The 14,046-nt window shown below is 46.2% G+C and carries 7 protein-coding genes; all 7 read right to left on the bottom strand.

Features of this window, described 5'->3' with window-relative positions:
• Positions 1-157: 157 nt before the first annotated feature.
• The 7 genes from ACFVQB_RS12875 to ACFVQB_RS12845 all read right to left on the bottom strand — a co-directional run bounded on the left by ACFVQB_RS12875 (position 158) and on the right by ACFVQB_RS12845 (position 13,952).
• On the bottom strand, positions 158-5,743 hold the full coding sequence (locus ACFVQB_RS12875) for an S-layer homology domain-containing protein (RefSeq protein WP_379439152.1): 5,586 nt from the start codon (positions 5,741-5,743) through the stop codon (positions 158-160).
• 487 nt (positions 5,744-6,230) lie between these two features.
• Entirely contained in the window at positions 6,231-7,604 is a 1,374-nt protein-coding gene (locus tag ACFVQB_RS12870; protein WP_379439149.1) for an ABC transporter substrate-binding protein, read from the bottom strand.
• Between the two features lie 298 nt (positions 7,605-7,902).
• The gene (locus ACFVQB_RS12865) at positions 7,903-8,724 is read right to left on the bottom strand and encodes a carbohydrate ABC transporter permease (protein WP_379439146.1); all 822 of its coding nucleotides are present in this window, start codon (positions 8,722-8,724) and stop codon (positions 7,903-7,905) included.
• The gene (locus tag ACFVQB_RS12860) at positions 8,721-9,587 is read right to left on the bottom strand and encodes a carbohydrate ABC transporter permease (protein ID WP_371129256.1); all 867 of its coding nucleotides are present in this window, start codon (positions 9,585-9,587) and stop codon (positions 8,721-8,723) included. Before ACFVQB_RS12860 ends, ACFVQB_RS12865 begins: the two co-directional genes overlap by 4 nt.
• A 497-nt stretch (positions 9,588-10,084) precedes the next feature.
• On the bottom strand, positions 10,085-11,902 hold the full coding sequence (locus ACFVQB_RS12855) for an APC family permease (RefSeq protein WP_379439143.1): 1,818 nt from the start codon (positions 11,900-11,902) through the stop codon (positions 10,085-10,087).
• 284 nt (positions 11,903-12,186) lie between these two features.
• Positions 12,187-13,038, bottom strand: a complete 852-nt coding sequence (rhaD, locus tag ACFVQB_RS12850; RefSeq protein WP_379439745.1) for a rhamnulose-1-phosphate aldolase — start codon at positions 13,036-13,038, stop codon at positions 12,187-12,189.
• A gap of 392 nt (positions 13,039-13,430) precedes the next feature.
• Positions 13,431-13,952, bottom strand: coding sequence for a GNAT family N-acetyltransferase (locus ACFVQB_RS12845; RefSeq protein ID WP_379439141.1), 522 nt, complete (start codon positions 13,950-13,952; stop codon positions 13,431-13,433).
• Positions 13,953-14,046 lie beyond the last annotated feature (94 nt).

Genomic DNA, 14,046 nt, shown 5'->3' with positions numbered 1-14,046 from the left:
ACTATACCTTCCTCTGGTAAAAATAAACAGTCAGTAATTAGTAAAAAAACGGCTTGCAGATGAGAGTCTGCAAGCCGTTTTCGTTTGAGAAACGGAGTTAACCTTTCAGGATAAAACGGATCTCAGCCTGCTCCAGTAGTGGATGATCAATCTTTTATTACTTCGCCTGAATCTCACTCGCTGACATCAATAAGGTTACAACTTCAGCACGAGTTGCTTCAGAGAGCGGGTTAAACATGTTTTTGCCTGTGCCTTTCACCAATCCTGCATCATATGCAGCTGCGATATAAGGTACGGCCCATGCAGGTACTTTATTCGCATCTGCAAAGGTTAATGTGGCATTCGATTCAACTGGAAGTCCGAGTGCTCTTACGAGCATAACCGTCATCTCTACACGGGATACTTTGCCGGATGCACGGAACGTCTCATCCGTATAGCCACTGATGATCCCTTGTTCTACAGCTTGAGCGATAAAGGATTGTGCCCATGCTGGAATTTTGGAAGCATCCTTAAACGTCAACGCCTTGCTGCTGGCTGGAAGTTCAAATGCTCTTGCCAGCATCACAATGAACTCGGCGCGCGTTGCTGGTGCATTTGGACGGAAATTACCGTCCTGATATCCATTCACAATTCCCCGGGAAATGGCCTGCTCAATGGCTGCTGCTGCCCAGTGATTGCCGATATCTTTCAAAATCACACCCGGATTGGTTGGTGTAGTACCGCCACCATTCCCATTACCCGGAACGGAAGGTGTCGTAGGCGTGATCGGAGTTGTTGGATTCGTTGGTGTTACAGGTGTGGTTGGTGTCGTTGTACCTCCACCACTATTACCACTGCCCGGATTACTTCCGTTGTCTCCACCACCATTACCAGGATTGCTTCCATTCCCATCACCCGGAAGTGGAGCTCCCTTCAGATCGGTACTGCGTCCTTCTGTTGTCTGATTTACCGTACCTACACGGTCCAGATGTTCATGGAAGATTTCATAATCGACCAAATTCAGTTCATAGTAACGGTTATCATCCTTTGCCGCTCTCATGGCACGGTAGAAGTCTCCACCGTTAGCCATAAACGAGTTCGTCGCTACGATGTAGTATCCCTTTGGATCGATGTCTGTGTATGTGCCATTGGCATTTTTAATCTGTACTTTGAGCACGCGTTGACCGACTTGGGTCACCGTATTGGTTATGGCATCAATTTTCTCGCCCGGCTTCGTGGAATCGTAGTAGAAACGCATGCCTGAAACTTGCGGAAAGCGTCCTTCGCCTGTTTCCACGCCGCTAACGCCATTTTCCAGCGCAGCCGTAATTTCCTTACCTGTCATTTTCAGCGCAGACAGGTTGTTGCCGAATGGCATTACGGTTAATAAATCACCCAACGTGATATCTCCTGTTTGGAATGAAGCCCGAATGCCTCCACCGTTTTGGATGGCGACATATCCTTTAACGTCGTTCTCCTTCACAATGGATTTCACTTTCTCCAGCATGCCGTCTGTCATCAGGTTTCCGAGGTTGGTTTCCTGCTTGCGCACAGTGCCGCGTTCTCCATCGAGGAATACATTCGTTTTACCGATAACTTCTTTTTTGAACTCGGCCAGAGGTTTCGCATAGCTTGCCAGTTTCTCCGCTGCTTCCGGATCATTGGCGTAGACGTATGCACCGGAGGCATCCTTCGCATCCAGGTTCAACAATTTGCCGTTCCATGTTTTCAGTACGCCTGCTTCGTTGAACGTTACATCCAGTTGACCCAGGGAAACGTCATATTCTCCCGTCTGTACGACCAGCGTCGGATCGGTGTGCGTATCTACAACCACCGGTTTGTTCAGAATGGTGTGTGAATGACCACCCACTACGATGTCGATACCTTCTACTGCTTCTGCCAGTTTCAGGTCTTCCGAGTAACCCAGATGCGTCAGCGCGATGATTTTGTTGATGCCTTCATCTTGCAGCATGTTCACTGTTGCCTGAGCACTTGCCTTGTAATCCTTAAACTTCAGATCATCTCCCGGCGAGGACAGGGATACGGTATCTGGTGTCGTCAAGCCAAAGATTCCGACCTTCTCGCCGTTTACTTCAGTAATAACGGCCGGATAGATTTGCGAATTCTCGCCTGGATTTCCGATGGTATCGTTGTACAAGCCACCCAAATTCGCATCCTTGGTATAGTCAATATTGGCACTCACAAATGGGAATTTCGCTTGTTCAATAAACGCCTTGAGCACACTTGGGCCTTTATCAAACTCGTGATTTCCGAAGGTCATGGCATCGTATCCGATCATGTTCATGAACTCCAGATCCGCCAGACCGTTAAAGAGATTGAAATACAATGTACCCGAGAATACGTCCCCTGCATCCAGCACCAGGGTGTTATCATTGCGTGTTTCCTTAATAGCTGTTACGCGGCGCGGGATGTTGTCCAGATGCGCGTGCGTATCATTGGTGTGCAATACACGCAGGTTGAAGTCGCCCTCTTCTGCCGTGCTTCCAATGCTTAGCTGTGCAAGCAACGGATCATGGTCACTGACACGCCCATGTGAATCTTCGAAGTCAGCATTCACATGAACAGCTTCAATGGCTGCAGTTTCAGACAGGTTTTTGCTCACCAGAATGTGATCCAGTGTTTGAGAGTTTCCATCATAGATGTATGAATAACGCTTGTTCTCTGGCAGTTTGTTTACCAGATTGTCCAGTTCATTACCTTCAATAATGTTCAATGTTTTGGAGAACTGGAAGTCATTGAAGTCTCCAAGAACAGCGACATTTACATCAGGATCTTTGTCGATTAATTCAGTTACAAATTCATTGACAATCGTTGCTTGCTGCGCACGCTGTACTTCACTGCTGCGGGTTACAGGCTGGACATTACCAAATGGGGCTAAATCCCCACCCTTGGAATTGAAATGGTTAGCGATAACAACCACACGTTCACCATTAAATTCAAACTCTGCCGCGAGCGGTTTTCTTGAAGTTTTGAAAGCAACATTATTGGGTTGAACGCGCCCTGGATTCAGCGACAGATTTCCACTTGCATCAAGGGCCAGCGCTGTTGTTGCATCACCCTTGGTACCTGCTTTTAAGGATACCCGATCCGGATTGTACAGGAACCCTACACGAATGTTACCTCCGGTTGCTCCACCATCCATATTATTTAGCGGTGCAATATCGGTATACTGATAACTTGGTCCATTATTGCTTTTAATTGCATCAAGAAGCGTTTTGAAGCTTTCACTCGCATCTGTGTTTCCGCTATCTGTTGCTCCGTCGTTATCCTGAACTTCCATGATCCCTATAACATCAGGGCTTTTTAGATTGTTAACGATAATCTTGCCGATTTTATTTCCACGTGTTGCATCCTTTTTACTGAAGTTCTCTACGTTGAATGTAGCAATAGTCAACTTGTCTTGTTGTGGTTCAATTGAGGTTGTTGCCTGTTTCAAACCACTGGATGTAATCGGAGGTAAATCGCCTTCCAAGGTGACCTTATAATTACCACTCGAATAAGAAATCACACCATTAATCGGGCCTGCAAATTTATCACCCGTGGTCACAGCTTGAGAAGGTTTTTTATTAATGAACAAGCGTTGAGGATTTAGAGAACTTTCAAACTCTCCTGCTCCGTCTCCACGTAAGATTAATCCTCCTGCCGGAGTCTGCAATGGATTATTAGGTCCGTTGTCTACCGTCACTCCTAATCCAGGATTGTAGGAATAAGGTCCAAGAATAGTAGCATCATCTAACTGAATGCGCATGCCTTCCAAACTTTCATAAAAGTCTATAGCATCCACGTCCGGGTTGAATTGGCCCAATCCATCCGAATCAATGATATTAGGGATTACACGGCCGCCTTTTCCAATAATTACGGGTTGCGGCAATTCAGCATTGGCATGTTGAAAATCAATCTCAGAAGCTACAATTTCAGTGGTTGGCAGGTCTGTTGCGCTTGCTGCATACTCTTTGACTTGACCTGAAACCTTTACTTGATGCTGGACTTTCATTCCATGATCTTTCTTATAGATTAAAATCCCCTCAGAAGTTGCCGGATCTCCATCTTCCTGACCAGGAATGGATTGCATATAGAATGAATCTGCATTAACTAGAGATGTAACAATCCCTTCTACATTCTGTACTTTCAGTCCGTCATAAATGGAATAATGGCCTGCCCCCTGAATTTCGTGAATACGTACACCATCCACTCGATCCACCGCAGTATACTCAAAAGAAAAAATGGTGCTTACTCTGCTATCAGCAGTGGCAACAGCTTTAATCATTTGATTTTGATTGATCTTAATAGGCTGTGTGTATTCCGTTGATTTCACAGTTGGTTCAGAACCGTCCAGTGTATAGAATATTTGGGCACCGACATAAGGAGAAGTCAACGTAACTTCCGTTCCTTTTACAATGCCACCCGAAGGTGTGCTCGCTGTTACGGAGAGCAGATCTTCCAGAATATCCGACGCCGTTCGAGGAATTAGCTCCAGACCGTAAGTGGAATGGTAAGTCAAGACTCCTGTCACTTTATGATACGATTTGCCAACGGAGAGAGCAGACGGGCTGTTTTTGGCATAAACCAGCATTTCCCCGCCATGTACATCTGTCGCAGTGTAAGTGGGCGTGTTGCTTTTTGTCACTTGAATATTGTTTACTTCGACAAGCATCCCTTCATACTGCCCTCCAGAACCCTTGCTTCCCCCCGCACCTGGAGCAAAATGGGAAGAATTGAGCGGTACAGGGGAAGGTATATCCTGTGACTTTTCGACAGTTCGAATATAGCCACCCTGAAATCCGGATTTGCTTGCTTCAACCTGGACAAGGCCGTTGTAGATCGTAATTGGGCCGTAGGCTTCAATCAAGTCTCCAACTTCCACACCAGAAGCATTGCCGCGCACAACGATTCCGGCATCGTTATCCTGAATATACAGATTCGATACACTTCCGGACAACTCGCTGTAGGTTACAATACCTTGAACGGTAACGGTCGTATTTTCAGTTGCTTTTCTTGCATCAGAGATTGAAAGGGGGGTTGTGTCGACGAGGGTGTAGTCAAAACTGGTAACATCACTATTGTCGATCCCCTCTTTAGCTGCGTAGGTTTCAATGTGAGTTGCATCATTTACCGTGATGGGCACAGTGTAGGGAAGATAATCAGCGTCCGTATTCTGCTTGTAGTATACAGTTGCACCAACTGTGGTTGTTTCCAAGGTCACCTTGGTCCCTGCTGGAACAGCGCCTGAAGTAGGATTGGCTGTGACGTTTGCCACTTTAGTTACAGGAGTTTCATCGATCAGTTGGAAGGTTGTTGAAGTGGAGTCATATTTGAGGCCAGGAAGAGCAAGATAGGAAGCTAGCGTTCCATTGGTTATCCTGACTTTTTTGCCAAAAAGCTCGGGATTTTTATTTAATCCAAATATGTCACGCACTGAGGTATCATTGGGAATTTGAACAGACATAATCTTGCTTAAATCCGTTTCCCCTGGAGTATCGGCAAGTCCGAAATTACTTCCTCCGCTAAACGGAGCTTCGGTTTGAAGTTGGTTTTTAGAGTTATTGTTAAAATACCCGATAACATATCCTTCCACTGTCCCCGGTAATCCATCATTGTTGCGAGCTATCGCCTGAGCAACCGTTAAAGGCTCATCCGCCGCGGCTGCCTTACTGCTGAACAATCCAGCCGGACTGGCACCCGTGATGAGCAGGATCATGGCCAGGAACAACCTGAGCCACCTCTTCATTTGCAGAACATGCATCTTTTACCTACCTCCATGTTTTAAATTTGTAATCATTTGTTCATGAGGCTTGTACATTAGTTCAAATATAAGATAACTGAAGTTCTATTCGATGTAAACAATATTCTTTTTTGTATGATATAAAATAGAACATATACATCACAAAAATCATAACTAAAAATAAAAAAACGTAAAAAAGTACTATATTTCAGCTTTCCTATGTCATATTTATCACTTTCACATCAAAAACATGTGTATAACAGCCTATATTGAGTAACTTAAACTAACATACAAAAGACCCAAATCTCTGTATTCGACATATATTGATAGATATCCCTATAGCCAATTCGCCTTAAAGCGATTTTGCTCAAGATCTTTTCACAGCAAAACGATGCGACAGTCAGGGTTGACCATCGCATACGTCTCACTCGTTATGCATCCCAAGTTAAGCCATACATTTCAATTTTCAATACCCAGCGTGAAGTTTGTCCTGCTGCAAGCCAATAAGTTACTTCTTCACCGTGCTGTTATACTGCCCAATCTTGTCTGTAATTTGCTTCGCTGCTGCATCTAATACGTCTTGCGGAGTTCCTTGTCCATTCAGGACCGTCTCGATCGCTCCTTCGACAATTTGGCGGGCTTCGGGGAATACACCCATAACGGCCCCGGATGTTGCTGTCGAATCCGCGGAAGCGTGCAATTGGTCGACTGCTGTCTGGAATTGCGGGTACTTCGCCATATTATCCTTTAATTCTTGCTCATCGTAGGCTGCTGTCGTAATTGGGAAGTATCCTGTCGCAACACTCCAGTTGGCTTGCACCTCAGGTGTAGCCAGGTACTTGATGAATTCCCAAGCAGCTTGCTGCTCTGCTTCGGATTTGTTGTTCATGATATACAAGCTTGCGCCACCAACAACAACGCCGCCTTCTTTGGCATCTGCCGGACGTGGCAGGAAGCCTGTTCCCAGCTCAAACTTGCCACCAGCGCCCTCTACAATTTTGCGCAATCCAGCGGTGGAATCCAGCGTCATACCGATTTGCTGTGCGGTGAATGCAGCTGTCGTATCGTCCGTGCTACGTCCCAGATTGGAGACGATTTTCTCGTCCATCATCTTTTTCCACCATGTCAAAGTCTTCACTCCAGCTTCGGAGTTCAGCATGGATTCAGTCGCTGCACCGGTTCTTCCGTTACCACTGTTTACATAATCTGCATTCTGGTTCGCGAAGAACTGTTCCATAAACCAGCCATAGATAGCCATGGACGCACCTGGTTTACCGTCTTTCGCCAGTGCTTTGGCTGCTTGCTCAAACTCTTCGTATGTCTTAGGCGGGTTCTCTGGGTCCAAACCAGCTGCTTTGAACATATCTTTGTTGTAATACAGAATCGGGTTCGATGTGTTAAACGGCATTGCATTCAATTTGCCATCGATGGTGTAATAACGGATGATATTGGGTTCCAGTTGAGACAGGTCGAACTTGTCTTTATCAATGAATTGTTGTACCGGCGTAATCATGCCCGAATCGATCATGAATTTGCTGCCGATCTCGTACACCTGGATAATATCCGGACCACTGTCCGATCCCATGGAAGCTTTGAGTTTGTTCAGGCTCTCATCATATTTCCCCTGATAGATTGCCTTGACCTGAATGTCCGGGTGACTTGCGTTGAAATCGGAAGCGAGTTGATTAATGGCTTTCTCCCCTGCACCCGACATCGAATGCCACCATGTCAGTTGTACCGGCTCAGCAGCTGCGGCATCAGCCTGCGCTCCGCCCGTGGTGCTTGTCGTTTCGGTTTTTCCGCCACAAGCGGCCAATACCAGCATAAGTGCAGCCAACATCAATGCAAATGTTCCTCTTTTTTTCAAACGAAACCCGATCATAATCGCTCTCCTTTTTTTGGGCTCACGTCACAATAAAATCTTGGAGATGACACGCAGTAGCCGTTACGGTTACAAATCGTTCTTTCGATCGCTGTTATCCCCGGATTTTTTCATTTCCCTTCAAAGGGGAAAATCCGGGGATAAAGGCGAACGCTTCGCTTCTTCAGAATCGATTTCGTCCCCTCCACTACTACGTGGTTTATCTTCTCAACATCTTATTTCAAGAGTGAGCCTTGTTTATTCGCTCCTGGGTATCCAAACCGCCAACCTTCTAACCCTTAAAACAAACCTTAGTACCTTAACCCTTCAGCGCGCCTGCGGCCATACCGCGGACAAGCTGCTTCAAACCGAAAACCAGAAGCAGCAGCGACGGTAAAATAACAAGTGCCGTGCCGGCAAACACCAAATTCCATGCTGTGGATTCCTGGAACTCCAGCATCGAGATCCCGATCTGTACCGTTCTCATCTCCGGCGTATTCGTAACGAGTAGCGGCCACAGATAGGAGTTGTACATACTCAGGAATGAATAGATCGCCAATGTTCCAAGTGCCGGACGGGACAATGGTAGGACATGGGATACAAAATATCGGATGTGCCCACAGCCATCGATCTTCGCCGCTTCAAACAGTTCCTTGGGCAGCTGCATGAAGAATTGTCTCAGCAGGAATGTACCAAACGCTGTTGCCAGAAACGGTATGGTCAGCCCCTGATACGTATCAAGCCAGCCCCAGCTGCGCACCGTCAGATAGTTCGGGATCATGGTCACTTCCCAAGGAATCATCATCGTCGCCACAAACATGCTAAAGATGACGTTCTTGCCCTTAAACTCCATTTTCGCGAATGCATAGGCCGCCATGCTCGCTGTAACAAGCTGACCAAGCATCGTCAGTCCTGCGACCAGGAACGTATTGCCGATAAACGAACCAATCGGAACGATATCGAATACTTCCGTGAAATTGGACAGGTCTATAGATTGCGGGATGATATGAGGCGGATACGCACTGGCATCCTCCGGCGTCATCACTGCCATGAAAAAGGTGTACAGCACCGGATACAGTACAAGTGCCGCACAGATTGTAAGCAACACATACAGCAATGTTTGGGTCCATGGTGTTCTCATTGGTAATGCACTTTCCTTTCCACCCATTTGAACTGAATCAGGGTCAGCAGCATAATGACCGCGAACAGGATAAGCGCCTGCGCACTGCCCGTCCCAAAGCGGAAATTAACAAAGGCTTCCTGATAGATGGAATATACGAATACATTTGTACTGTCCATCGGACCACCCCGGGTTAGAATGTTGATCTGTCCAAATGATTGGAACGCACCAATGATTGATACCACGGTGACGAAAAACAGGGTTGGCGACAACAGCGGCATCGAGATTTTGCGAAAAGTAAGCAAAGGACCTGCGCCATCAATCTTCGCGCTCTCATAAATTTCATCCGGGATACCCTGTAATCCGCTGGATAGTATAATGTAATTAAATCCGAGATTCATCCAAATCGTCATAATGGAAATCGATATTAATGCCCAATCCGGGCTGGTCAGCCAGGGAATTGGATCGATTCCAACTTTTCCTAATAAATAATTCAGCATGCCCAAGGTCGGATGGAACAGAAACTTCCAGATGACCGCCGACGAACCGACAGACAATACCACGGGCAGAGAGAATACAAACTGGAATATACGCATTCCCTTAAAACGGTTGTGTGTTAATGCCGCTAAAATCAGAGCTGCCAGCATGCCGGTTGGCACGGTAAACAGAACAAATAGCAACGTCACTTTCATGCCTTGCAGGAACAGTCCGGACTGGAATACCGCCTTGAAATTGTCCAGTCCTACATAAGCTGCAATCTGGCCGGTAGGGTCAGTGGAATGCAGACTCAGGTACACCGACTTGAACATCGGATAAAACAGAAACACTGCAAATAAAAGCAGCGATGGTGCCAGGAAACCATAGGCCAGCATATTTTCCCGCATCCGCTGCACACGCAGCGAAGCTGTCCGGCGCTGACTTGTACCCCATACGCGCCGTCTGGCAGCAGGCAAGCCGATCCGGTTATCAAGCTCACTCATCGGATTTTCTTCCCCCTTGATCTACGCATTCGGTGTGCGAACTTCATCACCCACGTTATCTAGTGTATAAGCCAACTGTCACAGCAGCATCCGTTCTGAATCAACGCAGCGTTAATCGTGGACAAGCGATTTTACCAAACAAGGGACGTTAAATAGACTTCAAATCAGGGTCAGTGAACAGTAAAAAAAACCGCACGAACTCCCTTGATTCGGGAGTTCGTGCGGCTTAATGTGTTAAGGGAAGATGAACAACGATTAGATATCAACTCAATAAATTTAACAGAAAACTGGATATTTAACGTTAACGCAAAATGTTCAGTTGAGATTTTCTAAGAAAATGGATGGCATGTAAGCACATTACATACTCTTCTCATGCCATTGCCCATTGTAGAAGAATCCTTTTAACGATTGAGATGATACGGCACAGTCGTGACAATCACGTCTTTATAATTAATCAGATAAGCGCGGATCATGAAGCTGGTCTGGTTGTGCAGTACATTTTGCCACCAATGCTTGGTGATGAACTGCGGAATTAGAATCGTGATATGGTCCGTCTCGGCCGTCTTCCATTCCACGGTATCAATGAACTTTTTGAGCGGTCCCATAATACTGCGGTATCTCGATTTAATGACAACCAGGCGAACGCCAGGATTCCACTCTTCCCACTTCTGCTCCATCTTGCGGATGGCTTCATCATCGAACCCGATATACAAGGCAACCACGTGATCTGACATCGTCTGGGCGTAAGAAATGGTGTTCATCACCACCCTCGTAATGCCAGCCACCGGAATGACGATGGTATTGCCCTTTCTCACCGGTTTCTCCAGCTGGATATCAATCCGCAATTCATCCGCGATGTTGCAGTAATGACGATGAATGCGCATGAACACATAGACGACGAGTGGCAGGAAAATAAAGATAACCCATGTTTGCGTGAACTTGGTGAATATAAAAATCAATGTAATCGACAGCGTGGTCAGCATCCCAATCGTATTGACGAGCAGCTTCACACCCCAGCCGGTTGGTTTGACTTTGATCCAGCGAATCATCATACCCAGCTGTGACAGAGTGAATGGAATGAACACGCCCACCGCGTAGAGCGGAATCAGGCTTTCCGTATTTCCTTTGAATCCGACAACCAGCAAGGCAGACATCACACTGAGAAAAATAATACCGTTCGAGAAGCCAAGGCGGTCTCCTCTAACCATAAACATATGCGGCATATATTTATCCTTTGCCATCATAAAGGACAGCAGCGGGAATGCAGAATACGCCGTATTCGCCGCCAGGAACAGAATCAAGGCCGTCACACCCTGAATAATAAAATACATCGTGCCCCTGCCAAATGTAGCTTCGGCAATCTGGGAAATGACTGTGGCTTTCGGATCAGGCTTCACCCCGTAACCATAAGCAAGTAACGTGATCCCGATAAACATGGCTCCCAGAATACATCCCATAAGCATCAAGGTTCCTGCTGCATTTTTCTCGGCAGGCTGCTTAAAGTTCGGAATAGCGTTACTCACCGCCTCAACCCCGGTCAAGGCCGAACAACCCGAGCTGAATGCCTTCAGCAGCAGAAACAGACTCACATGAGACATACTCGTTCCGAATTCAGGGGCTGCAGCTTCCATGCCACCAGCGAGAAATTTGATACCCCCGGATATAATCAGAATCGCAATCGAAAAGATAAACAGATATATGGGGATCGCCAGTACGGAAGCAGATTCCGTCACCCCCCGCAAATTCATAATGGTCAGAAATACAATCATGATCAGTGCAATGACTATGCTGTAATCATGAAGCATCGGAAAGGCAGATGTAATCGCATCAGTCCCTGCGGACGAACTTACCGCAACCGTCAGAATATAATCGACCAGCAGAGATCCTCCGGCAATCAAGCTCGGAGCCGTACCGAGATTATCCTTGGCTACGATATACGCGCCGCCTCCCGTTGGATAAGCAAAAATCGTCTGGCGGTAGGAAAAAATTAAAATGACGAGTAATCCCAACACGGCGATGGAGATTGGAACAGAGTACCACAAGGCGGCGAATCCAGCCGCAACGAGCACCAGTAAGATCTGCTCCGTACCGTAGGCAACGGACGATAGTGCATCGGAGGACAGAATGGCGAGCGCCTTCCATTTCCCCAATTTTTCTGCATCCAATTCAGCCGATTTCATGGGCTTGCCTATTAAGATTCTCTTCATTTTGCCAAGCATGATCATAACTTCCTTCCGTCTTTCATCTGTGAAGCATTGTTATTATGCAAAATCGCTGAGCCATTGACAATACGTCATTTCACCCGAATTTCGCCAGCGTGTGATAATGCATTCTACGATTCAATAATCGATAACAAAGCCGTGCTTTATCCGCATTTTGAACTTTTTTGAACCAAAACGGCGTTTGTTCGCCGAAAAAAAGGAAATGGCCTTCGGTTTAATAAACCAAAGACCATTCATATTAGGCTGTGTTGGAGCTCTTTCTTTTATACAATTTCGACTCGTTAAACCTCCGTACCCAATATACCAGGACGTGGAGTGACACTGAAAGCCTCGGCCAATGTAGCTAGCTGCTGATCCGTAATTCGCTGTCTGATCTCATGGCCTGCAACCAGCATATACACCTGGGCCGCCTTCTCAATGGTTTCGATAAGTCCAAAAGCTTCATCGATCGTTGTACCCGTTCCAAAAATTCCGTGCTGCGGCCAAATGACCGCGTGGTAATCCTTCATTTTCTCAGCCGTTTCCCGTCCAATTTCATTCGATCCAGGCACCATCCACGGAATAATACCAACACCGTCAGGAAATACGACAACACATTCCGTACACATCTGCCACAACGTCTTTGTAAATTTCAGTTCATCCAACTCGTGGATAAATGTCATCGCCAGGACGTTGGTCGCATGGTTGTGCATCACAACCCGGTGTTTCGGGTCGACTTTCAGACGTTCGATATGACTCATGAAATGCGTAGGCAATTCACTCGTTGGGTTCGCCCCCGACTTTAGCCCCCACAGCACTTCCAGCTCCTGTCCATCATTCGCTACACGCAACAACCCCAGATTGCTCTCTGGATCAGCCAGTACATTTTTGAAATATTTGCCCGAAGCAGTCACGATAACATACTTGCCTGCCAGCTCATGCATCGAAAATGCAGGTTTGATCTTGCGAATAACATGGTTGATATCGATATATTGGGCGACTTCCTCTTCCTCCAGCAAATAGCTGACATTACCGCCATTGCGTTCATCCCACCCGTTTTTCCACATATGTTGAGTAATCTCCGCCATCTCACGAACAAATGGGATATGGAAGCCAGCAGCCTGCGTTGTTTCATTAGTAAGGGTCACGTTCATCATCATTCTCTCCTTATGATAAAAAATAGAATGGCCGTCACGTACATAATAAGTTCCTTTTTTCACATTCATTATACCTTTGTTTATCTTTATAAGTCAATGATACACAGATATATTCACTTTATTTATTTTTGTTTATGTTTGTTTTGTGTATTTTTATAAAATAAAACAAAAAAATACCTCACCGGCGTCCGGCGAGGTCAGTCACACATCTATCTAACACGAGAAGGGGTTTACAAGAATTATCTTACCTCTGCTACCTTAATAGAAGCTGAAAATGAAATAAAAAAACGATGAAAACCCATTTACCAAAAAATGACGGTCACCGCTGCTATTCATTCAATCAAGCTATATGTTTAAAGACTTTGTGCTGCTCTGAATGTGCAAATTATTTATTTCTTTTTCAGCAAATAAGACGGGTGCATCAGTCCTGTCGGTTCATATCGCTCATCCCGCACATATTCGAAGCCCAGCTCGGATAACATGTGACGCGACACTTCATTGTCCGGATGATGCCCGGCAAACAACCCTTTAACCTTCAGTTCGCCAAATGCATAGTCAATCACCGCCCGTGCCGCCTCCATGGCGTAGCCCTTGCCCCAGTGATCCCGGGTAAGATGAAATCCCAGTTCATATATATCTTCTTCCGAAGAATACGGGCGCAAGCCGCAGCAACCAACAAACATTTCCGATTCTTTCTCCAAGAGTGGCCAATATTGCACCCCCGCTTCCTCCTGCCTTTTTATTTCCTGGGTCAACCGAGCTTCCACTTCATCCTCGCTCAGAAATCCTTTGCTACTAATCCACTTCGATACCTCATGATCTCCCCATAGAGCTGACGCCAGAGCACGGTCTTCTTCATTCCATGTCGAGAATACAAGCCGCTCGGTTTCAAGAAACGTTGTTCTGTTCATCGTCCAATACCCTCCTGTTTCACAACATCAGTCTACGTGTTGTTCTTAATATAAATTACTCGAATGGTAGCCTATGTAAACAAAAATATGATCT

It is taken from the genome of Paenibacillus sp. NPDC057886 (genome assembly GCF_042796655.1).
Lineage (GTDB): Bacteria > Bacillota > Bacilli > Paenibacillales > Paenibacillaceae > Paenibacillus.
The sequence above is the reverse complement of the archived record's forward strand: the minus strand, read 5'-3'. Positions and strand labels throughout refer to the sequence as shown.

Bases quoted from the DNA above. Each gene is read 5' to 3' on its own strand.
- ACFVQB_RS12875 (WP_379439152.1), bottom strand. From the start codon at position 5,743: ATGCATGTTCTGCAAATGAAGAGGTGGCTCAGGTTGTTCCTGGCCATG.
- ACFVQB_RS12870 (WP_379439149.1), bottom strand. From the start codon at position 7,604: ATGATCGGGTTTCGTTTGAAAAAAAGAGGAACATTTGCATTGATGTTG.
- ACFVQB_RS12865 (WP_379439146.1), bottom strand. From the start codon at position 8,724: ATGAGAACACCATGGACCCAAACATTGCTGTATGTGTTGCTTACAATC.
- ACFVQB_RS12860 (WP_371129256.1), bottom strand. From the start codon at position 9,587: ATGCGGGAAAATATGCTGGCCTATGGTTTCCTGGCACCATCGCTGCTT.
- ACFVQB_RS12855 (WP_379439143.1), bottom strand. From the start codon at position 11,902: ATGCTTGGCAAAATGAAGAGAATCTTAATAGGCAAGCCCATGAAATCG.
- rhaD (WP_379439745.1), bottom strand. From the start codon at position 13,038: ATGAACGTGACCCTTACTAATGAAACAACGCAGGCTGCTGGCTTCCAT.
- ACFVQB_RS12845 (WP_379439141.1), bottom strand. From the start codon at position 13,952: ATGAACAGAACAACGTTTCTTGAAACCGAGCGGCTTGTATTCTCGACA.